Consider the following 25,047-nt stretch of genomic DNA (forward strand, 5'->3'; position numbering starts at 1 on the left):
GTTAGTTTGCTACCATAATTGTATTATAGGACACGAAAAAAGACAAACTGAGTTGTTTGTCTTTTTCTATACTTCTACTTAATTATATCAACCTTTTGAAAAATTCGTTTGCACCTCTTTAATCGGCCAATATCGTAAATCAACTTTACCGACAACTGTATCAGCTTTTACAAATCCAAAGTGCCTACTATCCCAGCTCCCGAGGCGATTATCACCTACTACAAAAATATATCCAGGTGGCACCGACTTTTCTTTCGTTAACTCTTCTAATTTAAAATCGCCTGTTAGTTGCCTTCCGTTTATCTCTTTCTTATACTTCTCTAAATAAGGCTCATCAATAAATTGACCATTTATATAGAGCTTATCATGCTTATATTCAATATGATCTCCAGGTAAACCGATAATTCGTTTTACATAGTCCTCTTTTTTATTCGCATGAAACACAACAACATCGAACCTATTCAAGTCCCCTACTTGATAACTCACCTTATTTACAACGAGCATATTGCCATCTTGCAATGTCGGCATCATTGACTTCCCCTCTACAACGTACGTTGAAAAGAAAAACGTTCGAAAAAATACAGCTAATAGTACACCAATTAAAATTGTTCTTATCCACTCTAGCCCTTCTTTTTTCAAAGTTTTCTTCATTCGCTTCTCCCCTCGCCCTTTAATAATGAAGCTTATCTTTACAAAGAAGACTTTTCCTACTGTAGTTCTAACTTTACTTCAATTTTCTTACCGACATACCATAAAATAAAAATACCAACGCCAACAATAACCGATTTTACCGGTTTATGAATAAACGACATTAAATCATGACCGATATACGTTAAAATAAAAATCATAACAAGCTTTCCGAATGCTAACGCTAGTCCAAATTGTTTTACGCTAATGCGAGACAAACCAGCTACAACGTTTATAAGCGCAGATGGTGTGAACGGAAAACAGAATATGACAAAGATTGGCGCAAACCCTTTTCTTTCAATCCATCCCATCGCCTTTCGCACTCTCTCATGTTTATTTACAAAAGAAAAGAAACGCGTTCTTCCAAAGCTACGAATGATGAAAAATACAAGCATTGCACCAATTACTGATCCAAGCCACGAATAAAGAAAACCGAACCAAAAACCAAATGCAACAGCATTCGCCAGTACAAACACAATGAGAGGCAATGCTGGAATAAGCGCCTCTATCATCGGTAAACCAATACCAAGAAGCGGCCCGAACGCTTTATAACTTTCAACAATGTGATCCATATTTTCTGGTGAAAAATATTCTTTGATTGTCTGAAAATCCATTCTACACTTTACCCCTTTACTCTAATTACTACCTCTACTGTATCATCGCTTATATGAAAGAGGAAATGGTAGATATGACATATGGAGATGTAATTATTAAGTTTCCATATCTTCCGCTAGAATTCCTTCATTATTATGCTATGATAATCTTTCAATATTCGACAGAACATGAGAATAATTTAGACACCACGCACAGGTTATAACTTAACGGTTACATATTATGAAAAAGAAGGAACTACAGAAGTATCAATCCGTATTTCCATACAGGTAGAAATGAGTAGTGACAAATCATTGTTATACCTTCAAACAATCCTCTTTTTCTAATGACTAGTTCTTACAAGAAACTTTTTTAGTAAGCGTATACTATCAATTACGATAAGTATTAATAAATATAAGAAAGATAGTATTAATACTGTACTCGGAATAGGTAACATTCGAAATTTGTATAAAAACTTATCAATCGTATATATATCTTGCTCATCAGTTATCGTACTAGGAGTGAATATAAGATAATCTTTCCAATTATCTATCCAAGTTAAACTAACTGCGGAAAATTGTATTATCCCTAACCACAAGTAAATAAAAATTGGTATAAGAATCATATATTGCAAACTATGTAATATCTTTCTTTTCTTCTTACATTCAATAATTTGAAAGACAATAAGTGTCAGTACGTACACAATCGATAGCAGAAATACTATGGTGACAACTGGCTGAATTGAAAAAGCAAATAGCAATTTATCAACTTCACTAATTTGACTATATTCTGTTGCATTTTGAGGCGTAAAAATAAAATGTTGTTTATCAGCACCTATCATTAACTGACTACCAACGAAACCAGTAAGCATAAAGGTGAGAAATAATATAGGCAAAACAAGAATATATTGCGCCCAAAATAACATAGTCCTTTTCAACATACCATCTCCTTTTTATATAATAAGATAAGAAATATCCTGTATGCCACAAATGTAAAATGACGTATATTAACATCGTGATAAGTATATGTAGTAAAATTACCCTTATATTGTAATTTTACACTCCCTTAAGCTATTAAAGAACAAAAAACCCGCAAATTTTTCTCGTTTTATTTATGAATCTTACAGCGTAACTGTATATATAATGAAATCAAAAAAGGATGAGTCTCCCCATCCTTTTCCTCTCACACTTCACCTTCCCTTACAAAATACACTTTCTCATAGGCTGGCGTTAATTTAGATTCTTCACTTTTATCAATCTCTTTAAAACAAGGATTTCCTTGTTTTTTCTTACGGTCTTCATACTCTGTCCGTAATTTCGCTGTACGATTTTGCTGATTTTCAAAGCTACTTTTGGATATTTCTAATTTCACAGCGAAACCATTTATAAATCTAATAATAAGATTTCCATCTTTTAATTCTTTATTATTTTCAATATGAAAATGAGACAACCACGCACACTCTTTTCGAGAATAAGAATACGTAGGGAAAAAATAAAGTTGATCTGTCGGGCTAATTGCGATAGGAGCTTTATGTGTAATACTAGCTAACTCCTTCGTTCCTTCTTTTCTTCCAAAAAAACTTGAACCATGTTTCCGGCAACTTCTCTCTATAATATCGAGAGGTTTTTGAAATACGAAAAAAGAATCTTCCATTTCAACAATTCGCGTAACCACTTTCTTTTCTCCTAGAACAACAGGAAGTAAGGCCATCGTATTTTTACTTACAACATAATTTTCGACATAACGTTCTACTTTACTTTCCATATTCTACTATCTCCTTTTTTCTATTTATAGTAGCAGCTGCATGTATAATTTTAGCACCTACGAAAAGGAAATGCTTTACAGATTCCCCTTTTTTACAATACTTTATCATTTATCAAACATTCATCAAACATTTATCAAATTTAAAAATAGCTATATAATAATGAAGTGATTAAAAACCTGTAAAAAAAATATTTATAATCTCTTCCTCTTTTCACATCATTACAATAATTAACTTTGCTATAATTAAAATATAAATCCAATATATGGGGGGTCCATTATGGAAGAAAAAGAGATCCAACCAACAATTCATATAAAAAATAACAACGTTGTGATTGTGAAAAACTCAGCTAGTATTATATTCGCTTTATTTTTCATTCTACTGTTCTTTACAAAACCTTTTCGTAAATCAAAATGCCCAGAATGCAAGAAACGCGAAAAGAAAAAATTGGAAAAGAAGAGTAAAAGGCCTTCCTTTTTTGGAAAGCCTTTTACTCTTCTTCATTACCTCTACGAACATCGAGTATTACTTCATTTATATACTTTTCCATCATATATATTCCCGCCTTCTCCCCCCAATATAATCATTATGTTCGTATATCTCAACAACAAAAAAAGGATGGCATAAGCCATCCTTTTTTCTATAATAAACTATAAAATTATAGTTTGATTACGTTTTTAGCTTGAGGTCCACGGTTGCCTTCTTCGATTTCGAAGCTAACTTTTTGACCTTCTTCTAGAGATTTGAAACCTTCAGTTTCGATTGCAGAGAAATGTACGAATACATCGTTTTCGCCTGGAACTTCGATGAAACCGAAGCCTTTTTCGTTGTTAAACCATTTTACTTGTCCTGTTACTGCCATGATTATTTCCTCCTAAGAAAATACAAATTATTTTAGTCTTCCTGTATAAAAAAAGAATCCACACATTATCAAACACGAAACATAAACTAGTTCTCACATACTTTTTCTCGTTCGTTTTCGGCACTTGATAATATATGGATTGCTTAATTTAACTATTCAACTGACATCATCATAGCACATTAAAATAAAATGTACAATCTTTTTCGAAAATAGAATTTCTAATTTTTAGTATTTCTTATAAAATATAACCACACCTATTCTAATAAAGGAGGATTACCTGGCAGAAATAATCCCCGAAAAAACATTAAAGAGAATTGAAAAAGAGATTGAAAATAACAACCTCGGAAAAGCAAGAGATAGATTACACGGATTAATCGCTACTTATCCGAATGAGTTAGAACTTAGAAAAAAACTCGGTGATATTTACTTTACATTACAATACCCCGAAATGGCTGAACGATATTGGTATCTTGAAAAAGAGAAAACAGATATTATGCACGCAGCATGTCGACAATTTGAAAAATCGATGGGAAACGATCCTTATCATATTGTACGTGCTTTAAAATTCAAAGGAGATCATGACATTATTACAGGACTACACACCGAACATCCTTTACAGCCATTGCAGCAGAAAGTTGTAGAAGAACTCATTGATGATTATGAGGAAACATGGAAAGATAAACTATTTACATGGGGATGTCTAGCATTATTCGCATTCCTTCTTTTCACTGCTATCGTTGGCGTATTCACTATATTAAATTGGATATTTCAAATAAAAATAGGTGCCTATTATAGGCACCTACTTCTATCTCTATTTCGTAAACTGTTCTTCTTCCGTAGATCCTTTTAGAGCAGTCGTTGATGAAGTACCGCCTGTAATAACTTGTGCTACTTCATCAAAGTAACCTGTTCCTACTTCGCGTTGATGACGAGTTGCAGAGTAACCATCTTTTTCTGCTGCGAATTCTGCTTGTTGTAATTCAGAGTACGCTGCCATGCCGCGCTCTTTATAACCACGCGCTAATTCAAACATGCCGTAATTTAATGAATGGAATCCAGCAAGCGTTACGAACTGGAATTTATAACCGTATGATGCAATTTCTTTTTGGAAGCTTGCAATCGTTTTTTCATCTAACTTTTGTTTCCAGTTAAATGAAGGGGAGCAGTTGTAAGCCAGTAGCTTCCCTGGATATTTCTTATGAATTGCGTCCGCAAAGCGTTTTGCATCTTCTAAATTTGGCTCCGACGTTTCACACCAAACGAGATCTGCATACGGCGCATACGCTAAACCACGTGCAATTGCTTGATCAAGACCTGCTTTCGTACGATAAAACCCTTCTGGTGTTCTTTCACCTGTAATAAACTCTTGATCAACTGGATCGATATCGCTCGTAATTAAATCTGCCGCATCTGCATCTGTTCTTGCGACGATAATTGTTGGTACACCCATTACATCCGCAGCAAGACGTGCCGAAATTAAATTACGCACCGCTGTTTGCGTCGGTAATAATACTTTTCCGCCTAAATGCCCGCATTTTTTCTCTGAAGATAATTGGTCTTCAAAGTGCACGCCAGATGCCCCCGCTTCAATCATTCCTTTCATTAGTTCAAATACATTTAATTGTCCACCAAATCCAGCTTCAGCATCCGCCACAATTGGGACGAAATAATCCGTATCACCGCTACCTTCCATATGCTGAATTTGGTCAGCACGTTGAAGTGTTTGGTTAATGCGTTTTACAACAGCCGGTACACTGTTCGCTGGATATAAGCTTTGATCAGGATACATATGTCCAGAAAGATTCGCATCTGCCGCTACTTGCCAACCGCTTAAATAAATAGCTTTTAATCCAGCCTTCACTTGTTGCATCGCTTGGTTTCCTGTTAATGCCCCAAGTGCATTAATATAATCTTCTGTATGAAGTGATTTCCAAAGCTTCTCCGCACCGCAGCGCGCTAACGTATGTTCAATATCAATTGATCCGCGCAGACGAATTACATCTTCAGCTGAATATGGACGTGTGATCCCTTTCCAGCGTGTATCTAACTCCCAGCTTTCTTGCAATGTATCAATTCTTTCGTTTTTCATATGTTCCATCCCCTTTTCTTGTTTCTTATAAAATTTCATAACCCGGTAATGTTAAAAACGGCATGAACTCGTTATTGCGAACAAGGCTTGTAAACAGTTTTGTAGCTTCTTCAAATCTCCCTTTCTTAAACGCTTCCTTACCAATCTCTCTTTCTATTTTTGCTAGTTCTTCTTCTTTCAATTCTTCCATCAATTTAAAAGTGATATCACGGCCATCACTTAGCTTTCCACCCTCATGACGAATCCACTGCCATACTTGTGCTCTTGATATTTCTGCTGTTGCTGCATCTTCCATTAAGTTATAAATTGGAACTGCTCCCCGCCCACTTAACCAAGATGCAATATATTGAATACCGACGTTAATATTCGTGCGAAAACCACTTTCTGTAATCGTTCCCATCGGTACTTCTAATAAATCCTTTTCTGTTACACGTATTTCTTCACGCTTTCTAAAAATTTGATTTGGCGTTTTCATTATGTGATTAAATACTTCCATTGCAACCGGTACAAGTCCCGGGTGGGCAACCCAAGTCCCGTCATGTCCATCTAAAGCTTCGCGCTCCTTATCAGCACGCACTTTCTCAAAAGCCGCCTCATTTGCCTCTGGATCATTCTTAATTGGGATTTGCGCTGCCATCCCTCCGATTGCTGGCGCATTACGGCGATGACACGTTTGAATAACTTTCAAAGAATACGCGCGCATAAACGGCGCTGTCATCGTGACTTGCGCTCTATCTGGAAGTAAAAATTCATTATGATTTCGGAAACTCTTTAAGAAACTAAATATATAATCCCATCGCCCGCAGTTTAAACCAGCAGAATGATCTCTTAGTTCATACAAAATTTCATCCATTTCAAATGAAGCGTGAATCGTTTCTATTAACACAGTCGCTTTAATCGTTCCGTTCGGAATACCGATATATTTTTGAGCGAATATGAAAACGTCATTCCATAATCTTGCCTCTAAGTAACTTTCCATTTTCGGTAAGTAAAAGTATGGGCCACTTCCTTTTGCTAAAAGCGTCTTCGCATTATGGAAAAAGTACAATCCAAAATCCACCAAACTGCCAGACATGTTCTTGCCGTCAACTTGCATATGCTTTTCTTCTAAATGCCACCCTCTCGGACGCACAATTAAGACAGCCGTATTACTATTTAAACGATATTCTTTTCCGTTCTCATTTTTATATGAGATCGTTCCCCTAGTAGCATCTCGTAAGTTAATTTGGCCTTCAACAGCATTTCTCCAAGTTGGTGCATTCGAATCTTCAAAGTCTGCCATAAAAAGATGTGCTCCTGAATTTAAAGCGTTAATGACCATCTTTCTATCTACTGGTCCAGTAATCTCCACACGACGATCCTCTAAATCTTTCGGAAGCTGGGCAATTGTCCAATCACCTTCACGTATATGCTTTGTTTCTTCTAAAAACGTAGGAAACTCCCCTGCATCAATTCTTTTTTGTTTCTCCACACGCTTTTGTAAAAGTTCCGTGCGGCGTTCATTGAAATTTCCATGTAGTTCCTTTAAAAAGCTAAGCGCCTCAGGTGTCAATATTTCGTTGTACGCTGGTAACATTTCTCCGGGCAGTGTAACCCGTGAAGTTTGCGTCGACATATTAGCATCCCCTTCTTAAACTGTTTTATAACAGATTTGATTTTATGTTTTATATTATATAACAAATCTTCAGAAAAGGAAGTTTTTTTCGAAAATTTAACAGATTTTTTCCAAAGATATATTTATTTCAAACAAAAAAAGAGCTGGTGTTGTATAACACCAGCTCTTTTTATAAATTATTGTTGCTCATCATTTAAAATTGCTCTATATAAGAATGTTGCATATTGTTCACGCTTTACACTCATAGACGGACCAAATTTATTTTCGCCTATTCCATTTGTAATATTATTTGTTTGTATTGCGCTAATCGCATTTTTTGCCCATGAATCTGCTGGAACATCATTAAAAGTATGAGGTCCCTTTGCTTCTAATTCAAAAGCATTCGTAAGAACCTGTGCCATTTCCGCACGTGTTAGCGTATCCTTCGGTCTAAAGTTCCCAGTTCCATCACCTTTTAAGATACCTACTTCTGTTAATACTAAAATTTCTTCTATGAACATTGTTGAGTTTTCATTAATATCTTTGTATGGATTCTCAAGTACGTCGCCTTCCTCAAACACTTCGCTAAAATCAATCGTACGATAAATTAAAGCCGCTACTTGCTCACGTGTTACATTATCACCAAAACCAAACTTCCCATCTCCATAACCATTAATGATTCCCCAGCCTGCTAGAGTGTTAATAGCTTCAGAAGACCAATGACCTTTTGGTACATCTTTAAATACAACAGAATTTGCTTGTTGTTGTTGCTTCACAACTACTTCAGCATTTACTTTAGTACCTTCTGCACTTAATACAACTCCACCCATAATTGTTAAAGCCGTTGCTATTTTTAAAAACTTTTTCTTCACCGCATTTTCCCCCTAAAAACATACTTTTTTTCTACTATAAAGAATTAATAAAAAAGTATCAATATACTTGTTTATATAAATTTTGTCTAATTTGTGAACGATTTTTCACATACTTCCCTTTACACTTCGTTGATAATAAAGTTACTAAATAATATCTTTTTCTTATTAATTGTCACTTTAACACCCCTGTTTTTTCATTTTTGGTAAATTCATGTTTTGTATTAAAATGAATAAATATACATGAATTACATAAAAAAAAGCGCAAAATTTTTGCACTTTTTTCAAAATAACATATTACTATAATTAAAATATTTTCACCTTACTATTAAACAACTTTTGAATTTCCGCTTAATACTTCTCATCTTTCAAATGAAAATTAATAATAGCCTTATATAAAAATGCTGCATATTGCTCACGTGTTACAAGTTTATTTGGTTCAAATTTTCCATTCCCTGTTCCTACTATGACATTATTAGATTGCAATGCACTAATTGCATTTTTTGGCCAATAATTATTTGGTACATCTGTAAATGTATGTTTCTTCTTCACTTCAAATGAAAATGCCCGTGTAAGGACTTGTGCTACTTCTGCACGTGTTATCGTTTCCCTCGGTCTGAAATTCCCCTTCTCATCACCTTTAAAAATACCATGTTCTGTTAATGCTAAAATTTCCTTTGGAAACATTGTTGATCTTTCAGAAATATCTTTATACGGATTGTGTAACGGTCCTTCATGTTTTATATTAAGTGCGCGATACAGTACTGCCGCCACTTGTTCTCGCGTTACATTATCGCCAACACCAAATTTCCCATTTCCATAACCTAGCATAACTTTATTATATGCAACGTCTATAATATATTCATATGCCCAATAGTCTACTGGAACATCATCAAATACAATCATTTCTGGATACTCTTCTGCTTTTATATTAGGAACATTTGCATTTAATAATAAACCACCCATAATAGTCGCTACCGTCATTATACGCAACATTCTTTTCTTCATTGCCCTCTCTCCTTCATTTCCATTTCATTAAAATGGAAAATAATAGACTACATTCTTTTTCCATATTACATATGCTGTATTTGCAAATCTCATGTAATACATTCATTTTTAACATCTATTATTTTGAAGATTACTACTAAAGGGAAGCAACTCCGTCCTCATTTCAATTGGTATACCGAATCATAGACAAATTATTATGACGTACACTCTGTAAATCCTTCTTCAGTTTCAAAGGATTTACAATGTTGTACACTAACATATTCTATAAGATTTTCATTAAATCCTTTGCTTATAAAAACTTCATTTTTCAGACAAAAAAAGTGCAAATATTGTCCATTTGCACTAAAAAACATTCCACCTATTAACATTAATGACGTAGCTACTTTTAATCCCGGTAAATATTATGCTTCTGAGTACACTTTCACTCTTTCATCCCTCGGCTTCCAGAAAGTAAATGCCATTCCTACAAATATAAGGATAATCCCCACTACTTGCATACTAGTCGGTCTAAATCCGGTAAAGACTGTATCTAATAGTATTGCAACCGCAGGATCTAAAAACACTAATACCGAAATTAATCTCGTCGATAAATCTCTTAAACTGTCAAAAAATAAGTAATATACAAATCCCGTATGTATAAGTCCTGTCGCTGTGATCATCATCCAGTTCATCTCTGTTAATCCTTGAAACTTCCCGAAGTCTACGAATGGTAGCAATAAAAATATACCTAAAAACGTTTGTAAAAATGTCATCGCATATGCACTCGTATGCTTAATTCCTTTTCCGAGCAACGTTGTAAATGCATAAAATAAAGCTGCAAGAAGCGCCCACACCATTCCAGATGACATTAATTTCTCAAGCGACACATTGCCATCTACTCCAGCTATTAAAACTGTACCGATGAAACATATGACAATGGACAGCACCGCAAATGCTGTTAATCTCTCTTTAAATACAATACTACCAATCATTAATACGATGATCGGTGCAAGATGATACACAGAAATCGCAATTGTAATCGACATGACTTCAAACGCTTTAAATAAAAATACCCAGTTAAAAACGAGAAATACACCACAAGCTAATATTTGTATGGTCTCTTTTTTGTTCCATTTCTCACTTTTGTATTGCCCTGTTACGAACCAACATAATGCTAAAAATAAAGTCGCACAAATACAACGAACAAATACTAATTCAAAAGACGGTAAACCAGTTTGCACAGAAAAGAATCCAATCGATCCAAAAATAGACATCGAAAGAATCATTTTTATAGCTGGCATTGATTTTGAATGAAACAAACTATTAACCTCCTAAACATTTAACTGAATATTCCACATATTATACACTATAATTTCCCAAAATTCGAATACTCCACAATAAAAAGAAGCAGTATCCTACTGCTTCTTCTGTTTTTCATATTGTTCAAACGTATGAATTCTTTCGAAAATTGGTGGATGTGTGTATAAGAAAAATTTCACTAACGCAGGCGGATTTACTTGGCTTAAACTTGTTTTTGATAAGTATTGAAAAGTTCTCACACCTGATTTCCCATCTTTCGTCATATCTAAAGCGTATTGATCTGCCGCTCGTTCTTCTATACGAGAAACGTAGTTTGTTGCTGGTTGTGATGCAAAAGATAATAACGAGGAAATTAAGAAAAACAAAGGTAAAATTGAGAAACATGCCACTTTTGAAATTTGCAGCGTATCTCCCCATTTTCGAATACACATATTTAAAATACGACTAATTAAATACATACCTACAAACGATAACAAGACATAACTAGCAACGCCCCAATATATATGTTTCATAACATAATGTCCCATTTCATGGGCCATTATAAATAAAATCTCTTTATCTTTTAATTGCTTAAGCGTTGTATCCCACATTACAATACGCGAGTTAAGACCAATTCCTGTTACATATGCATTTAACGAATTCGTTTTTTTCGACATATTTACTTCATATACGTGTTTAGCAGGAATGTCAGCTTTGTCGGCCATCGCTAAAATTTTCGTTTCTAACTCTTTATTTTTCAGCGTCGAGAAATCGTTATAAAGTGGATCAATAATAACAGGTTGCACAAACGTTAAAAAAATCGTAAACGGAACAGAGAGTGCCCATCCTGCTAGCCACCATCTCTTCGGGAATTTACGGATGAGCCATAATAAAACCGTAACAATGAGGAACATAGTCGCATAATTCACCCAAAAATCGATGACGTGATCTTTAATCCAGCTTTGTGTACTTTGCGTTGAAATACCGTAATTAACGGATACTTTACGGCCGATCCATTGCATCGGTAATGCTAGTACCGCTGTAAGTAATGATAAATAAAAGAAATAAATCGCAACTTGTAAGACACTTATTTTAGTCGTTTCCTTCGACCATTTCTCAAACTTTTTTGAAATACCGAGTACGAGTACAAATAATAAAATAATCCATTCAAGAGGCGTCGCTAAAAAGTACAGTAAATTTTTCATACGCGAATAATCTTGGCTTAACATAAGCTCTTTCGCATTCATAAAAGTTTCTGGATCTGCACTCGTTCCTTTATACATGTCCGGAATGAGTTCATGATTCCATCCAAATAAATACCAATATATAAATAACGCAAACCCAACGTACAAAAAAAGCGACCACCCAATAACTTTCTTCACGTTATTCCCTCCTCTATGCTGCCTGTCTATTATTATTGTAAGTTCGTACTTTCAAAATTAGAACAAGCTAATCGTGAGAATTGTTCTAGCTCGTTCAATCTACATAAAAAAACTCTTCTATTACAAGAAGAGTTTCACCTATTTTCTTCGGCTCATAATCTAGTATAAGACATGTACTTACAAACAAGCCGCTTTTACAGATTATACTATTCCTTACGGGAGCACATCTATTAACAAACTAAAATCTTGCAAAGAAAAAGAACTATATTTCATAATACCTTGTACAGTTAAAAGTAAAATAAGACCACACACACACATATAATTAATACTTTCTTCATGCTTTTTCTCAGCAACTACTCCGCCCGTTATACATAAAACCCCTAATAAATGGAGCGCTAAATACATAAAGAAGTAAGCTTCCTCCCAGCGAAGAACAACATTTACTGTCGTAATCAATACTATACTCAGTACAATCAAATAAAAAAACTTATTTGACGATATTGTTTCATTCATATAATTTTATAGACTCCTTTCAATTTCGAATTCATGATGACTTAGTTTTCATAAAGTGAAACTTTAATCAGCCCGCAAATAGCGGGATAAAGCGCTTATATTTCTTGCAGAATGAAACCACCTACAAAAGCTTTTTCCACACATATCTCTAATAAAAAGCCAATCTATCATTTCCTTCGATATCTTATTTATCTCCTACTATACTCGAAAAGCTCTTTTCCTTCTCCGCATATATAACAGGCACTTCTTTACTCCAATATTTGCGATTCACAAATAAAAAGATAAGTACTAAGTTTAATCCTGCCATAAAAATAATTAATCCTGGAAAGAATGTCGTATAGTTCGAAAAATCGGCAAAACTCATTATCTTTTCTCTGCTTACCAAAAAAGAAGAACTAAGCACAAACGCATTGTTTAACATATGAATGGCAATTGGCATGAGTAAGCTTTTCGTACGAATATATACAATTGATAGTACGATGCTAAACACAACTGCACCAAGGAAATCAACATGTAAGCACGCAAATAAAAGTGCTACAACGACCACCGCTATACTAGTACCCCATTTCGCTGCAAAACGCTGTAGTAAAAAGCCTCGAAAAACAAACTCTCCGACAATAGGCGCGATAAATACAACCATAATAAATTGATATACATATCCCCCGGTACTATCTATAATCGGTTCATGCAAGGCATTCATAATAAAATCTGGTGTAATCCACGCGAAGCTGTACATGTACAAAATAAGATAGCCGTAACTAAAAATACATAGCATAATTGCGATGTACAAAACTTGCACTAGATTAAATGTTTCGTTTCTATTAATAAATAATGAAAATGAAACACGATGCTTTCTATATCCGTAAAACAGCCATATTATTGGAAGGATATAAAATATAAGAATATTTATTAAAGATGAATTCTGTATATGAAATGTATTTTCTAGCACTTCATTACTACTTCGTGCTACTAAAATTCATAATGCAAATACAATTAAAAAATATCTAGCTCGCATCGTTTGAAACGGATTCACATTCATCTCCTCCCCATGTTACTTTTATCATATCATTTGAATCTTAATTTTTTGTGAAAGAAAACCTTAAAATTTCCTTAAAAATTCCATAAGTTACAAAAAGATGATATGATATTCGAGGAAATTAGGAGGGATTCATATGTATCACGCAAATATTTTACTCGTTGATGATGAAACAGCAATTTTACAATTACTAACTACCATTCTTGAAAAAGAAGGTTTTTCTCATATTACAACTGCAACATCTGCAGAAATAGCCTTATCTCTCACTGAGCAAAACAATTACGATTTAATCATTTTAGATGTGATGCTTCCTGGACAGTCCGGTTTTGATATTTGTCCGATCATTCGTCAAAAGACAGATTGTCCGATCTTCTTCCTAACAGCGAAAACATCTGATTTAGATAAAATTTCCGGATTTTCATACGGTGCCGATGATTATATTACGAAGCCATTTAATCCACTAGAAGTGGTCGCTCGTATGAAAGCTCAACTTCGAAGACATATGAATCAAAGCATACAAGAACAAAAAATATACTCCATTTCATTTGGGAGATTTGAAATTGATCAACATTCTGCGGAACTAACAGTAGATGGAAACGTTGTCGAATGCTCCGCTCAACTCTTTCAACTACTACTCTTCTTTTGTGAGAATCCGAATTACGTATTTTCGAAAGAAGAAATATACGAAAAAGTTTGGGGAGCACCAGCTTATAACGGGGATGACAACACCGTTATGGTCCATATTCGAAAACTACGTGAAAAAATTGAACAAGATCCAAGTAATCCATTGTACATCAAAACGGTTCGTGGACTTGGCTATAAGTTCGTTACAAAGTAGGTTAATGATATGAATTTTAATAAGAGACTTATAATCCAGTTTATTTTACAACACATTTTTGTCTTAGTTACGTTACTTATCGCAGTAGTTGCTTCTTTTTCTTATTTAATTTTTCTTCTTAATAGTACTTTATATGAACCTAATATTTCTGATTATGATACCTTTACAATCTCCGAATATATTTCTTCTGAAGACAATAACATTACTTTAAAATCTGAGGTAAAAGATTTAATAACAGAAAAAAGTGATTGGCTTCAAATTGTAGATGAAGATGGAAAGGTCCTTTACAACTTTAATACGCCTAACGATGTTCCTACCTCTTACACAAAGACATCCTTACTTACGTATTTACAGAATAGCAGCAACAGCATTTATAATTTAAACTATTGGGAAATTAAATTAGAAAAGAAACCAGTGATCGTTATTTACGGTGCCAAACTAAAAAGTAACGCTTTACTAAAAACGATACAACAAGGACATCCTGCCATATCGTTTAATGAATTTGCATTAACTGAACAAGAAAAACAATTAATATCTAAAGAAAAAGCAACACTACAAATATTTAATAACAATGGCGAAGAAGTTTTTTCCTATCCAACTGAGACGAAAAAAACATTCTCGGCTATAAAAACGGCTCTTAATGAAAAAGAACCGTGGAATTATAAAGAAAATACATCTAGTTTTTACGATTCAAATAGCGATCATCTCGTCGTTTTAACCGCACCAAACGCTCATTATTATCCAGATGATGAATTAGATGATATCTTTACAAAGAAACTTCTAATCGGATGCAGCTTAATCCTCCTTATTGTGTTTGTTTATTTAGTCATTCTTTCAATTTGGTATGGAAATAAGTTTGGAAAGCCTTTATTACACACGATGCGTTGGCTTAAAAACATAGCCGGAGGAAAATATGAAGAACCTGTTAGTAAAAAAGGCAAACCTGTTCGGTTCCGGCGCTCCGGTAAAGAAAAATGGTCGTTCCGCATATTTAAAGATGTTACAAACTCACTAGAGCACCTTTCTATTACTTTGAAAAAGAACGATGCAATGAGAAAAGTACTGCAACAAACACGTGAAGAGTGGATTACCGGCCTGACGCATGATCTAAAAACACCGCTTAGCTCTATATACGGCTATGCATTATTACTAGAATCGAAGCAATATAATTGGACTGATCAAGACATTCAACAATTTGGCCATGTAATGAAAGAAAAATCTCAATATATGACTACATTAATTGACGACTTAAGCTTAACATATCAATTAAAAAATAATACTCTTCCTGCGCAACACGTAAATGTTGAAATTAATCAGTTCGTCCAAAAAGTACTATTACAATTTATTAATAACCCGACACTACAAAATCAAAACATTGAATTTGTGCCAAGTTCAAGCAAAATCCAATATTTTATTGAAGAAAAATGGTTCCAGCGTATTATCGAAAACCTACTCGCAAACGCTGTAAAACATAATAATGAAACGACAAACGTAATCGTAAAACTTTCGCAAAATGCTAACTTCTTTACACTATCTATTTCAGATAACGGAAAAGGAATGGATGATAAAACGAAAGAGCTTCTATTCGAAAGATATTACAGAGGAACAAATACAGAAGAAAGCAATATAGGAACTGGACTTGGACTCGCCATTACAAAACAACTCGTTCATGCCCATAATGGGACGATTTCTATTGATAGTGAACTTGGAAAAGGAACGACGATTATAATTGTGTTTCCGTTTAGTTCATAGGAAAGACGCTGTAGGGCGTCTTTTTTTGAGGAATTTTTTCGGTGAATGAAATTATGAAGTGGTTTTCTTAGTATTTCTACGGTACATGAAATTATATCAGCGATTTTTAAGATATATCGATTTACCGACAAAAATCGTCAAATGTAGCAACCTATATGATAAAAAAGCGAACCACTGAGTGGTTCACTTTTCCTCTTATTATTTCTTCTTCACTGGTATCCAAAGCTCAACTTGAGCAAACTCACTTTTATCTGCATGGGAACGCTCATCGTATAGCTCAAATTCTGTAACTCCGCAATGTTCATATCCTGAGTGCGGGAACCATTCTGAGAATACTGCATTCCACGTTTGGTGAATAGACGATACCATTTCTTCATGAGGAACTTTCGGCGTTGTAAATACTGCATATGTTGCTGCTGGGAAAGTACGCTTCGCAACTTCATTTGGTACATTTTCAAAGTCTGTAACTTCCATTCCAATAATATACGTGAAGTCCCCTGTTTCTAAATTAAAATCAGTACATAATCCAAGCTCTACCCATTGACTCGTATCTTTACGATTCGGAATTGTCGTTCCAAGATCTTTTTGTAAATATTCTTGCCAAAATACTGGGATGTCTTGATGGTTTTTCCCTTCTTTACTTGTCGTCTTCAGTTCATAACCTGCCACTAAAAATTCTGGTTTATTTACAATACGATATTCCATTTGTATGCCTCCTAAATACGGATTTAATTTTCTTTGCTTTACATTCACTCTGTAATACATCGGTGTTTCGATTTCTTGTTTTCGATATTCACTTGGTGTCATTTGAAATAATTTTTTAAAGGCTCTCGTGAACGTTTCGTGAGATTGAAAGCCATGCTCAAATGCGATATCAATAACTTTTTCATCCGTATGAGAAAGTTGATAAGCTGCCCGGGCTAACCTCCTCTTTCGAACATACTCCATTACCGTATCACCTACTAACGCCTGGAATACACGATGAAAATGCGACTCAGAAAAACCTGCAATGCGAGCTAAATTACGCAGCGTTTGTTTTTCCATTACATCTTCCTCAATATAATCAATGGACCTTTGAACTTGTGTTTCATAGCTTTCCATCTCTGTTCACCCGCCTTATATGTATTATGATAAAAGAGAATCATATCTGATTCTTGACGTTTTTTACTATAATTCTAAAAACAAATGTAACTTTTTTATATGTATTTCGTTGTTATGTATGAAGGGAGGGAAATTAGTGAAACGCAAACAATCATTAGAAGAGATTTACTCAGAGCATATGCAAGAAACGTTTTACCGAATGCTAGTCCACATTGATTATTATAAAGGAGAAGAAATTAGGCCGTGGTTGTTTACGATTGCCTACAACGCCTTTATCGATTGGTATCGAAAAGAAAAAAAATATAAAACAACGACAGTTGAAGAATTCCATTTACCAAACGTGCCAAGTACAGAACATGCATATTTTGTAAAACATGAGATTGCTAGTTGGTTAGAAAATTTATCTTCTCTTCCGCTCCAAAGACGAAATGTGTTACTACTACGAGATTACTACGGATTCTCTTATAAGGAAATAGCAGAAATGACTGGTCTCTCGTTAGCAAAAGTAAAAATTGAATTACACCGAGGGCGAAACGAAGTAAGGGACATAAAGGAGTGATACAGATGGGTTGTGCAGAGTTTAAAAAACTGTGGACGAAATACGAAAAAGGAACGCTCACACATGACGAACAAGAACAGTTAGAAAGTCATATAGAAACTTGTGCAGAATGTGAAGCTCATTTAGATGAACTGTTAACAAAAACAGAGCCAATTAAGAAAAAGTTACCACCAAAAGATCTTAAAGTTCCTTTTTGGAGAATTAAGTGGAAACATCGGTTACAAACGTTTGGTTTTATATTATCCATTTGCATCGTTATATATATAATCGGCGGGGTATTATCAGCCTTTTATTTTCAAGCTAATAATGATAAAAGGCTAGAAGAAATTAGAGAAGTTCCTTCGCTTGCACTTGAAGCAACGATCCCAAACAGCCGTGTTATGGGAGGCGGAACAAGTGTAGAAGCTTTTTTCCGTACGAACAGCAGCTTTGATTTAGTGAAAACCGTCGGTAAAAAAGAAATGCCACTTGGGACAGTAGAAACAAAAAGCTTCTTATCATCTGTAGATATCACGAAGCAAACTTGGATGAATCCGTTCTATCAACCACAACTCTTCTTTGTTCATCCCAAAACAGAGCAGGGTGATTATTTAAAGGATGCTTCAAAAAAAGTATGGGATACACTTGCAAAAGTACATGATGGCACCGTTGCAGAAGTAGCCATCTCATTTGATAAAGCTTACACTTTAAAAGAATTAGAACCGCTTTTATATAGCATATTTGAAGCACAAGAACTCCCGCCAACTCCTGTATGGTACGCTTTAGATACGGGACAAGAAAGAACAAATGTAGAAGACTATATTCTACATGGCGGGGAAGCTATAGGATTTCCAGAACATGTAAGATTCCTAGATAGTAACGCAGACATGCACAAAACACCAGAAGATCAAGTAATCGAAATGATGCGTATTCTTTCTATCCATAAAGAAACGGTAAGCAAAATAGCAGCGCTTCCTGAGAAAGAACTAAACTTAGATAAACGTTATAAATATGTAAAAGATAACGGCGTAAAAGTATATGGCATTGTCATTACCGGTCCGTCGAAAGAGTTATTAAAATTACAAAACTCCCCGCACGTACGTTATGCGACTCTTGGAGATATTGAGATTTGGAATTGGTTTGATAATTAATAAAAAGAAGTAACGTATTAGAAATGATGCGCTACTTCTTTTTTAATTCGAAATCACTTTCACATACATCCCTCTCACCGCTTTTTCATAAGCCGTATCACTCATCTGTCTTATTCTTTCTGACACAACAGACGATGGAACAACTTCCCCTTCACGAAGTAACGGTGGATCAATAAGGCGCACTTTATTTTTCTGATACAAATCATAATCGTTTCTATTTTCTTTTACTTCTACATTTGGATGAATTTTGCTTAATAAAGCTTCCACTTCTGGATCATTACATTGCTGCAATTTCACAATAAGCTCATCATCTTCAAGAAGAAAATCATCTGCATGAATAACCTCTTTGTGAAGAGCTAACTTTAACGTCTTAGCTAACATATCATTTCCGTAAATATTCATTGGTTGCATAAAGAAATCGATTACTTCTTTATAGTACGTTTCTGTAAAACATTCGGCTATTTCGATATTTTGAAGGACCATTTTTCCGTCTACTTCAATTACGTCCTCTAAAAAACTGTGACCTTCTTCTAAAGAAATATACCCATATGTATACATATCTCGTAACGTATAATCCACTCGATCTGCGCATAATTCGGGTGCTGACCTTTCCAGTAACGTCCACTTCGAATCATCTAATAAAATATCTTCATAGTTATAACCATACTTCGCAAGAATCGCTGGAATTTCTGAGTTTTTCACAACAGAGCTAAATATCTCTTCATGATAACTTTCATCTATATTATCAAAAACGTAATCAATCACATGAGAAAAAGCAGTATGCGATACGTCATGCAGTAAACCTGCAATTTGTTCTTCTACTGAACCACCTAGTTTTTTAATTAACAACATAACACCAACTGAATGATCAAAGCGCGTTACATTCCAGTTCTCGTTCATTAAGTAACTTGCTCCGTTTTGATGAATGCCTTTCAATCTTTGCACTGATTTACTTAAAATCAACTCTTCTAACACTTGATCTACTTCAAATTCTCCGTATAGTACATCTGTTATAACCACTTATAATCCCCCTTTATCTCAGCCGAGTCTTATAATCGTACCTCTTTTATGAAATTAGCACCAATATAAATCATAAATTATAAATATAAATACATCGATATAACACGTTTAGTGTTGTATATCATACATGGCTGTTATTTGTTTTAATTCATTTATTTTTATTGAGTGCTCCCTGTGTGAGCTTTTTTTTATTGAAAAAATATGGGGACTTCCATTTCTATCAAGCTAAGATATTAAAGTATCCCAAAAAGAAAATTTTATCTCTTCATAGTTGTCCATGGGAATTCAGTTCGTTTTTTGTTTTGGGAAACAATGTATTTCTTAACTTGATGGCGATGTGGCGAGTCCCTATTGTAAGTTCACTTTCTTCCTCCGCTCCGATTATACCTCTTGCATTCTTTTATCTATTATCTCAGGTTAGTCTCATACATTCCTCTCCAAATACCTTTTAAAAAGAAGCATGGATAAACTAATAAATATAAATTAGGAATCCACCAAGAAATATCGAAATCTAAACGGATTGTCCAAAATGCGAGAGCTTGTAATCCTGAACAAAAAGTTAAAATTAGTGATAAGAACGCAACATGGCTCCAAATATGCTTTTGTTTAGAATACAAATACAAACTTAAAAATCCCGTCAACGAGATTAATAAATCTAAAGGTAGAAAAGACCAATTCCATGCCACTAAAATAGGATTTTGATAATCTTTAAACAAATATTTTTGTGGAATCATATGAAAAATTGTTATGAACCAATATATAACAAACCCAATATCAGTAATAAGGAAAAAATATTTTAAACGGTTCAATGTACTCGTTCCTCCACCATTGCTTTGTTCTTCTCTTCATGTGTCGTACTATTAAAATTTAAAATCACGACTCCAATTAAAATAAAAAAAATTGCTAGCATCTTAATTACATTGATACTTTCTCCAAAATAAAAAAAGCCAATTATTGTAATTGTTACAATTCCCATGCCTGACCAAACCGCATACGCAACGGACATCTCCATCCCCTTCAATGCAAATGACAGAAATGAAAAACTTACTACATAAAATACAAAAATAAGAATACTTGGGACAAGTTTTGTTAATCCATCAGATAGTTTCATCGCAGTTGTACCCGCTACTTCAAATAAAATTGCTAAGCATAAATAAATCCACTGCATTATTCTCCCACCTTCTATTTTGAATTAGAAATTCCATACAGCAGCATGTCCATAATGGATTCAAGCATACTCCCCAATGTATAATCACCCTTTTCAATAAACATAGGATCATATATGCGATTCAGTGCTCCTAAGTATACTTCAATAAAAAATGGAACTTGAATTTCTCTAATACTCCCTTCTCTCATTCCCTCTTCTATTAAGCGAATTACAGTAGACCATCCTTCACGTAAAAACTGATCTAATTTCACCCATTGATTATAATGATGTTTTTTTAGTTCTACTAATAAACGTGCATCCATGAATTTGAATTGTTGTGGAATACAAATTAAGATGCTTCTTATTTTTTCAACTGTTTGTAACGTATCCTCTTCAGCGATATTTTTTCCTTTTCTTGAATGCTTTCTATTACATTACGAATAACTTCATCTACGATCTCATTTTTTGAAGAGAAGTGCTCATAGATCGTCCTCTTACTCACAGCTAATTGTTTTGCTAAGTCATTAATTGTAAATGTAAACCCCTTCGTTTGAATTTGATGAATTGTTTCTGTTAATATTCTTTGTTTCATAATCCGCCCCCTAAACCCTTGGTACCAATTTAGTTTTTTTAGTACCGTTTTATTTTACAATATTTAACACTATCTATACAACTAGTATTGCACAAACTCTTTTTTATCTAACGAATTAATATCACTTCTGTTAGTTCAGTCATTACATACAAGGTGTAGGTAATTATTATTGTCCATGGATTAATTAATACACCTCCTCAACAAATAATTAAGATTTTATTCAAGTAAAGAGTACGATTGCGAAATAAAAAATAAAAGGGACTATACATATTAATCATGTATAATCCCTTTTATTTACCCCTATTCAAACGTAACTTCTACCTGCACAATCTCTGACCTACTTCCAAGTCTAAGCGGTGGTCCCCAAAATCCAAATCCAGAAGAAACAATGGCATGGAATGCACCTTTTTGTACGTATCCCCAGTCTAGTTCGTACATTCTTCTCGTCACAATATGATTCGGCGCCATTTGTCCGCGATGCGTGTGACCGGATAATAATAAATCAACGCCGGCGTCCGCTCCTTGTTTTAATTCAAATGGTTGGTGATCCATTGCGATAACAGGAAGCGATTTATCTACCGTACTCATTAGATTTTCAAAGCTTTGACGATCACGCTCTGTTTTATCCCTTCTTCCGACGAGATAAAAATCATCTTCAATTGTAATGACTTCATCTAAAAGAATACGAATATCAATCTTATCCATCTCTTGTAAAAACTCAGGAACAGCTCGGCCGTAATATTCATGGTTTCCTAGCACACCGTATACGCCTAATGGAGCTTTCATTTGTTTCATAATAGGCCCCATGTTTTTTTGAATGAATACTCCTGGATGATCATCGATAATATCACCAGGCAGTAAAATAATATCGGGCTCCATTTCATTTACATGACGGACAAGTCTCTTTAAATGTGAAACACCAGACAATTTACCGAAATGCATATCAGAAGCCATCGCAATGCGTAAACTTTTACGTCCTTCTACCTTTTTCGGTATATGTACATCATACTTTCTTACAACCGGGCTATATGCATTAAATACCCCATATGCGAAGATAAAGATGAATACGAGTAAAACGACCGTTCCTGTCCAAATAATTGCCGTCTCTTTCTCCACTGAAAACTGCAGTAGGAAGACTGCAATATCAGCTAACGGCAATAACATAAGCGCGTATTGTATAACCGCAAACCAAATTGAACCGACCGTTCGCAGGAAAGGAAGGAATTTAAACACTTGTACGAGAATGTACGCATATGAAATAAAGCCAACTACGAAAGCGTAATATCCCCAAGATTCCCAGCCAAATACCGCATGAAGCCAAACCCATCCGTTCCAGCCGATGTAAAACATGAGTAGTGTGTATATAATTAATATGGTAAATATATTGAGATAACGAAGATTCTTCACAGCGATCCTCCTTCTTAATTTCTTCTATTATATCTTGTTATGCACGTTTAACGTAAATATTAAGCACTTCGCTTGTCATAGTAAAAACCTCTAGTTGTTAGACTTGTATCTAACAACTAGAGGCGCAATTTATATCAACATTGTTTTTACAGATTTTCTTTATAAAAACTTGTTAATTTTTCAACTGCTATTGTAACTGGTTCTGGTTGGTCATAAACCACAGTCTATTGCCCCTTACCTATGAGCTAGCTTTTTTTGTAACATATAATCTCTCTTATGTATTATTAAAATCCTTATTTTTATGAGAGTAATGTTTCTTATCCGTAAAACTAACAAATTCTATCCCCTCACAGAAACTAATATCACCATCTACAACATTACTACAAACTCTTTTCATATAAACTTAAGTGCTCTGCATTGAAGTTTGTATGATTAGACATTCTTTACATAGATAAAAATATAAAAAACTCTCTCCTATTTGAAAACTTATTCCTCCTGTAAGTCCCCCTTCATTCCCATAATCTTCTCCGGTCAACATAGCCACATAGTTCATACTTTTCGAGCAACAAGGACACGTTGCCTCTATAGAATCGTCTATGTATAGAGGCGCTCCAAGTATTCTACAAATATAATCTCTTCCCATAGCATCAAAAGCTTGGTCATATTCATCTTCATCACAGGGGACATCATAATTTTCCATCGTTATTAATTTCATTTCATATTTCGGCAAAGGAACTGGTATCTTATCAATTAATTCATACTTCCAATCAAACATCTCACTTTGAGTAATAGTATGTATAGAGCGTTCCATTATATTTATTTTAAAATTTTGTATATCTTCATATAAGGAACAATTTAAACAAGTGATTAATGGCAACTCTCTTAACCCTTCTGTCCTAAGTTCCTCTAATCTAGAATCATTCAAATCAAAGGTAAATATTTGATGCGCTCGTTCATTACATTGTGGACATATAGGAACTTTCCAAGTTTCTCCACCAAAATAATGACCATATCCCTCTTCTCCACGAATAACTCTAAACCCTAATTTATTCATACATTTACCTCCACCTTATAAATTATATAATAAGTATACTTTACATTTAATCCTCCATTACTATCCGCCTTGTATAACAGGTGAATACTATCTCTATTATAGAAGTAACGACACATTATCATTTCAGAAGAAGTTCCTAACGAAACTAGAGAGAAAGTTACATGTGAGTACGTAAAAACATTGATAGTAACGCAGGTTGTGGAGTTGATGAGGCAGAATACATAAAGGTTGTAAAAAAATGCACCCAAAAATCCGAGTGCATTTTCATCGTACGTATTTTCAATACAACGATTTAACGCATCGATATAGACTGTATTTTTATTATCTACATCATATTCATATTTGTGTGTTTGCGTTTTCCCACCAAACATGACAGATTTCTCTGTTGTATTTCCATTATGATCATAACGATAATTTACAGAGGTACCATTTTTTAAGGTAACCTTTGTTAATAGATTATCTTTGTTGTAATCATATAACTTTGTATTTCCTTTTTCATTGGTTTCGCTCTTTTTATTTCCTGACGCGTCATATGTGAAACTATTCTTCTGTCCTTCTTCATCATACGCGACAACAACATTTCCCTAAAAATAATCACAGAATATTTTTTTATTATATAATTAAATTTTGAAGATAAACACATCTATCATTAAAAAGAAGCGACGATTTCTTTGCTCATTAACGCTTGTAGTATTCCAACTCATTTAACGATTGATAAAATAAGACAAGGGCTTTTTTGGGAATCAATCAGTTAAACTTGCAGTTTAGTTAAAGAA

Annotated in this window: 24 protein-coding genes and 5 pseudogenes; 6 read left to right on the forward strand and 23 right to left on the reverse strand. The window is 34.3% G+C overall.

Annotated features, from left to right (window positions below; translation table 11 throughout):
• Positions 1-87: 87 nt before the first annotated feature.
• The 4 genes from lepB to CDB3_RS18635 form a co-directional block, all read right to left on the reverse strand.
• On the reverse strand, positions 88-651 hold the full coding sequence (gene lepB / locus CDB3_RS18615) for a signal peptidase I (protein ID WP_128855505.1): 564 nt from the start codon (positions 649-651) through the stop codon (positions 88-90).
• 56 nt (positions 652-707) lie between these two features.
• On the reverse strand, positions 708-1,301 hold the full coding sequence (locus tag CDB3_RS18620; protein ID WP_128855506.1) for a TVP38/TMEM64 family protein: 594 nt from the start codon (positions 1,299-1,301) through the stop codon (positions 708-710).
• Positions 1,302-1,621: 320 nt separating this feature from the next.
• On the reverse strand, positions 1,622-2,218 hold the full coding sequence (locus CDB3_RS18630; RefSeq protein WP_128855507.1) for a DUF4306 domain-containing protein: 597 nt from the start codon (positions 2,216-2,218) through the stop codon (positions 1,622-1,624).
• Positions 2,219-2,460: 242 nt separating this feature from the next.
• Complete coding sequence (locus tag CDB3_RS18635; RefSeq protein WP_128855508.1) at positions 2,461-3,042, reverse strand: competence protein ComK; 582 nt, start codon at positions 3,040-3,042, stop codon at positions 2,461-2,463.
• Between the two features lie 277 nt (positions 3,043-3,319).
• Between CDB3_RS18635 and CDB3_RS18640 the strand changes: the two are divergent.
• Positions 3,320-3,499, forward strand: a pseudogene (locus tag CDB3_RS18640) (hypothetical protein); the annotation flags it as partial.
• A 199-nt stretch (positions 3,500-3,698) separates the two neighbouring features.
• Here CDB3_RS18640 and cspA read toward each other — a convergent pair.
• Complete coding sequence (gene cspA, locus CDB3_RS18645) at positions 3,699-3,902, reverse strand: RNA chaperone/antiterminator CspA (RefSeq protein ID WP_000301522.1); 204 nt, start codon at positions 3,900-3,902, stop codon at positions 3,699-3,701.
• A 277-nt stretch (positions 3,903-4,179) separates the two neighbouring features.
• On the opposite strand from cspA, the gene CDB3_RS18650 reads away from it, so the two are divergent.
• The gene (locus CDB3_RS18650; RefSeq protein ID WP_256869880.1) at positions 4,180-4,752 is read left to right on the forward strand and encodes a DUF6584 family protein; all 573 of its coding nucleotides are present in this window, start codon (positions 4,180-4,182) and stop codon (positions 4,750-4,752) included.
• Here CDB3_RS18650 and aceA read toward each other — a convergent pair.
• From aceA to CDB3_RS18690, 8 genes are all read right to left on the reverse strand, one after another.
• The gene (gene aceA, locus CDB3_RS18655; protein WP_097829987.1) at positions 4,714-5,991 is read right to left on the reverse strand and encodes an isocitrate lyase; all 1,278 of its coding nucleotides are present in this window, start codon (positions 5,989-5,991) and stop codon (positions 4,714-4,716) included. The genes CDB3_RS18650 and aceA overlap by 39 nt on opposite strands.
• Before the next feature lie 25 nt (positions 5,992-6,016).
• On the reverse strand, positions 6,017-7,606 hold the full coding sequence (gene aceB / locus CDB3_RS18660) for a malate synthase A (protein WP_128855509.1): 1,590 nt from the start codon (positions 7,604-7,606) through the stop codon (positions 6,017-6,019).
• Between the two features lie 176 nt (positions 7,607-7,782).
• The gene (locus CDB3_RS18665) at positions 7,783-8,457 is read right to left on the reverse strand and encodes an S-layer homology domain-containing protein (protein ID WP_128855510.1); all 675 of its coding nucleotides are present in this window, start codon (positions 8,455-8,457) and stop codon (positions 7,783-7,785) included.
• 348 nt (positions 8,458-8,805) lie between these two features.
• Complete coding sequence (locus CDB3_RS18670) at positions 8,806-9,462, reverse strand: S-layer homology domain-containing protein (RefSeq protein ID WP_128855511.1); 657 nt, start codon at positions 9,460-9,462, stop codon at positions 8,806-8,808.
• Positions 9,463-9,863: 401 nt separating this feature from the next.
• Positions 9,864-10,760 (reverse strand): DMT family transporter, encoded by an 897-nt coding sequence (locus CDB3_RS18675; protein ID WP_128855512.1) that lies wholly within the window; start codon positions 10,758-10,760, stop codon positions 9,864-9,866.
• Between the two features lie 96 nt (positions 10,761-10,856).
• Complete coding sequence (locus CDB3_RS18680; RefSeq protein WP_128855513.1) at positions 10,857-12,122, reverse strand: M48 family metallopeptidase; 1,266 nt, start codon at positions 12,120-12,122, stop codon at positions 10,857-10,859.
• A 213-nt stretch (positions 12,123-12,335) separates the two neighbouring features.
• The gene (locus CDB3_RS18685) at positions 12,336-12,635 is read right to left on the reverse strand and encodes a hypothetical protein (RefSeq protein ID WP_128855514.1); all 300 of its coding nucleotides are present in this window, start codon (positions 12,633-12,635) and stop codon (positions 12,336-12,338) included.
• A 184-nt stretch (positions 12,636-12,819) separates the two neighbouring features.
• The gene (locus CDB3_RS18690; protein WP_256869881.1) at positions 12,820-13,611 is read right to left on the reverse strand and encodes a CPBP family intramembrane glutamic endopeptidase; all 792 of its coding nucleotides are present in this window, start codon (positions 13,609-13,611) and stop codon (positions 12,820-12,822) included.
• A 196-nt stretch (positions 13,612-13,807) separates the two neighbouring features.
• Between CDB3_RS18690 and CDB3_RS18695 the strand changes: the two genes are divergently transcribed.
• Both CDB3_RS18695 and CDB3_RS18700 read left to right on the forward strand, forming a co-directional pair.
• The gene (locus CDB3_RS18695; protein WP_128855515.1) at positions 13,808-14,509 is read left to right on the forward strand and encodes a response regulator transcription factor; all 702 of its coding nucleotides are present in this window, start codon (positions 13,808-13,810) and stop codon (positions 14,507-14,509) included.
• Positions 14,510-14,518: 9 nt separating this feature from the next.
• Positions 14,519-16,261 (forward strand): ATP-binding response regulator, encoded by a 1,743-nt coding sequence (locus CDB3_RS18700; protein WP_128855516.1) that lies wholly within the window; start codon positions 14,519-14,521, stop codon positions 16,259-16,261.
• A gap of 198 nt (positions 16,262-16,459) precedes the next feature.
• On the opposite strand, the gene CDB3_RS18705 is transcribed toward CDB3_RS18700, so the two are convergent.
• On the reverse strand, positions 16,460-17,362 hold the full coding sequence (locus tag CDB3_RS18705) for an AraC family transcriptional regulator (RefSeq protein ID WP_128855517.1): 903 nt from the start codon (positions 17,360-17,362) through the stop codon (positions 16,460-16,462).
• Between the two features lie 118 nt (positions 17,363-17,480).
• On the opposite strand from CDB3_RS18705, the gene CDB3_RS18710 reads away from it, so the two are divergent.
• Together CDB3_RS18710 and CDB3_RS18715 are read left to right on the forward strand one after the other, a co-directional pair.
• Complete coding sequence (locus CDB3_RS18710) at positions 17,481-17,921, forward strand: RNA polymerase sigma factor (protein ID WP_128855518.1); 441 nt, start codon at positions 17,481-17,483, stop codon at positions 17,919-17,921.
• A gap of 5 nt (positions 17,922-17,926) precedes the next feature.
• Positions 17,927-19,051 carry an anti-sigma factor gene (locus CDB3_RS18715; protein WP_128855519.1) on the forward strand — a complete coding sequence of 375 codons (1,125 nt, stop codon included), beginning with the start codon at positions 17,927-17,929 and terminating at the stop codon, positions 19,049-19,051.
• 42 nt (positions 19,052-19,093) lie between these two features.
• Here CDB3_RS18715 and CDB3_RS18720 read toward each other — a convergent pair whose 3' ends face one another.
• The 9 genes and pseudogenes from CDB3_RS18720 to CDB3_RS33130 all read right to left on the reverse strand — a co-directional run.
• Positions 19,094-20,071, reverse strand: coding sequence for an HD domain-containing protein (locus CDB3_RS18720; protein WP_128855520.1), 978 nt, complete (start codon positions 20,069-20,071; stop codon positions 19,094-19,096).
• A 407-nt stretch (positions 20,072-20,478) separates the two neighbouring features.
• Entirely contained in the window at positions 20,479-20,880 is a 402-nt protein-coding gene (locus tag CDB3_RS18725; protein ID WP_128855521.1) for a DUF5360 family protein, read from the reverse strand.
• The gene (locus CDB3_RS18730; RefSeq protein WP_128855522.1) at positions 20,877-21,239 is read right to left on the reverse strand and encodes a DMT family transporter; all 363 of its coding nucleotides are present in this window, start codon (positions 21,237-21,239) and stop codon (positions 20,877-20,879) included. The genes CDB3_RS18725 and CDB3_RS18730 overlap by 4 nt, the downstream gene beginning before the upstream one ends.
• A 14-nt stretch (positions 21,240-21,253) precedes the next feature.
• Positions 21,254-21,810: pseudogene (locus tag CDB3_RS18735) on the reverse strand (TetR/AcrR family transcriptional regulator).
• 300 nt (positions 21,811-22,110) lie between these two features.
• A complete protein-coding gene (locus CDB3_RS18740) occupies positions 22,111-23,217 on the reverse strand; it encodes a metallophosphoesterase (protein ID WP_128855523.1) in 1,107 nt (368 codons plus the stop codon).
• Between the two features lie 146 nt (positions 23,218-23,363).
• Positions 23,364-23,435: pseudogene (locus tag CDB3_RS18745) on the reverse strand (alpha/beta hydrolase); the annotation flags it as partial.
• Between the two features lie 56 nt (positions 23,436-23,491).
• Positions 23,492-23,605 (reverse strand): annotated as a pseudogene (locus tag CDB3_RS33250) (leucine-rich repeat domain-containing protein); the annotation flags it as partial.
• Between the two features lie 15 nt (positions 23,606-23,620).
• Positions 23,621-24,271 (reverse strand): hypothetical protein, encoded by a 651-nt coding sequence (locus CDB3_RS18750; protein WP_128855524.1) that lies wholly within the window; start codon positions 24,269-24,271, stop codon positions 23,621-23,623.
• Between the two features lie 257 nt (positions 24,272-24,528).
• Positions 24,529-24,855 (reverse strand): annotated as a pseudogene (locus CDB3_RS33130) (hypothetical protein); the annotation flags it as partial.
• Positions 24,856-25,047: the final 192 nt, after the last annotated feature.

The organism is Bacillus sp. CDB3 (assembly GCF_002081505.1).
Lineage (GTDB): Bacteria > Bacillota > Bacilli > Bacillales > Bacillaceae_G > Bacillus_A > Bacillus_A cereus_AT.